A 2,058-nucleotide genomic window follows, 5' to 3' on the forward strand; every position below is an offset into this window, starting at 1 on the left:
AAACGCCACCTCGTTTAGCTGCGAAACGTTATCAGGAATACTACGATAGTGCTTTTTTAAGTGCTTTTTTAGCAACAGTCACGCAACTCCATCCATCAGCTTTATTTCTATCACCATATTGGTCTTCCGCATTTTGATAATTCATTTCGATTATTTTTTGCAATGCTTCAATTAAGTCGGGAACCGCTGCAATTGCTTTTGCGTTTTCTTCATAACCTTCAATATTCATATTAATAGCGCAAATACTTAGTAATGGTTTTTCTCTCTGAATTTCACAATAAGTTCCATTATCTAAAAACTTCCATTCTCCTTTAGTTCCTTTAAATTCCATTTTTATTTTGTTTTAATATTAATTTAATATTTTTTAACCACCGGTACTAGGCATAACATCTGCTATATTTCAGCAGCCGAAATATCTTTGTCCATAGGCTGCCGAAATTATAGCAGCGAACCGTTAAAAGACGTTCGGTAGTCTATCACGAACTTTAGCGAAAACGAAATGCTGTAAAGTTTTAAAATTGATAGTCGGGTTACGATTTTCTTTTACAAAATTCCAGCTTTCCTCTTTTACAATTTCATAGAAAATTACGTTTAGTAATCTTGGAATCATTTTAGAACTCCATCCGTCAGTAGTTTCTATTTTAGCATATTCTTTTTCACAAAATGCAGTCGTAACATATTTTTCAGCAATTTCTTCTTCAACCATCTTTTTACCTTCAATAGTTGATTTACCCATAACTTTAGCGTGTTTTTCTTTAAACTCACTTGTTACAATTTTAGCCCAAGTTTTACGACCAAATTTATTTTTAAAATCGTAATTCTTCAAAACAATTCCTTCTCCATAACCTTTTCCATCTTCAATAAGAAAATCATTTTTCATTAATTGATTTACTAATTGTTCATAGTTACTATTTCTAATAACCGCAATTGGTGGTATAAAATCAATTTCGTGTTTTTCAAGTAATGGCTTATAATCGTTGTAATGCAAGTAATTAAATTTTTCATCTGCATCGTGAGTTAATTCTTCTTGAAGTCTATCTTCTACAACTTCAAAAACATAAAATTTTCTCCAAGCATCTTGGCGGTAAGTTTTCAATGAATGAGGAACTAACCATTCCCCAAACAATCTATGTGTTGGATTTTCTTTTAAGTAATTTAATAATCTTTCTTGCTTTAAAACCCATTCGTAAAATCCTGCGTTATCACTTTCTAATGATAATTTTCTTGTTCTTGAACCTGCTTGTAATTCTCCGTTATTAATCCAAACAGAAGCATTTGTTCCGTCAATTTTAGGAAAAATAAAACATTCTCCTAATTCAATTTGTGCCACTTCGGTAGTGCCAAATCTTTCTAAATGTTGATACTTTTTAAACATCTTTTCTAATTAAATTTAGCGTCAAAAGCATTTGTAAATTCATCATTTGAAACTTCTTCTGCTAATAAAATCGGCGTTCCAATCAAATCATCTAAATCTCCATTTATATCTTCAATTGATACACTTTCACAACAGTCTTGGTCGTGATACATTTTATATGTTTCTCCATTTTCTAAATGAAAAATAAATTCTTTATTGTCTATTTTTTCTATTTTAGACAATACTTTTCCTTTTAATTCTGAAATATTTGCTTCCATCGCGTTTGATTTTAAAAACACAGCCAGTAACATATGCTACACAATAGCTGGGTTAATTGTTTAATTTAAAGTCTGTTTTGCACTTTTATAATCTGTCATTATCCGAAGTATGGGTATGTGCTTATTTCCTCCACCTGCGTCAAGCCACGAAACGTTAATCTTCGAACGATTCATAATGTTTTTTCTCTACAGCTTCGAATTTCAACTGCCTATCGATTATTTCAAGTATTTTAATAAAATGACTCTCTGGTATTGGATTATCTAATTTAGAGTTAAACCAACGTTGGCGAACCTGTGCGAAACTTGTATTTGTCTTGTCTGCAATTACAACAAGTATTGCTGTCTTATGCTTCATTAAAGCATATTTTTCTATGATTTGTTTTTTCATCTTAAAATTCGCTAGGGGTTAATTTTTTACCTCTAAAT

4 protein-coding genes are annotated in these 2,058 nt (G+C 31.0%); all 4 read right to left on the reverse strand.

From position 1 onward, the window contains the following. Positions 1-40: 40 nt before the first annotated feature. Entirely contained in the window at positions 41-331 is a 291-nt protein-coding gene (locus tag ACH2BG_RS02645; RefSeq protein WP_395046186.1) for a hypothetical protein, read from the reverse strand. A 123-nt stretch (positions 332-454) separates the two neighbouring features. Then, complete coding sequence (locus tag ACH2BG_RS02650) at positions 455-1,375, reverse strand: RNA ligase family protein (protein ID WP_395046187.1); 921 nt, start codon at positions 1,373-1,375, stop codon at positions 455-457. Positions 1,376-1,380: 5 nt separating this feature from the next. Further along, the gene (locus ACH2BG_RS02655) at positions 1,381-1,632 is read right to left on the reverse strand and encodes a hypothetical protein (RefSeq protein WP_395046188.1); all 252 of its coding nucleotides are present in this window, start codon (positions 1,630-1,632) and stop codon (positions 1,381-1,383) included. Positions 1,633-1,786: 154 nt separating this feature from the next. Beyond that, positions 1,787-1,987 carry a hypothetical protein gene (locus ACH2BG_RS02660; protein ID WP_395046189.1) on the reverse strand — a complete coding sequence of 67 codons (201 nt, stop codon included), beginning with the start codon at positions 1,985-1,987 and terminating at the stop codon, positions 1,787-1,789. Positions 1,988-2,058 lie beyond the last annotated feature (71 nt).

Source organism: Flavobacterium sp. (genome assembly GCF_043779715.1).
GTDB lineage: Bacteria > Bacteroidota > Bacteroidia > Flavobacteriales > Flavobacteriaceae > Flavobacterium.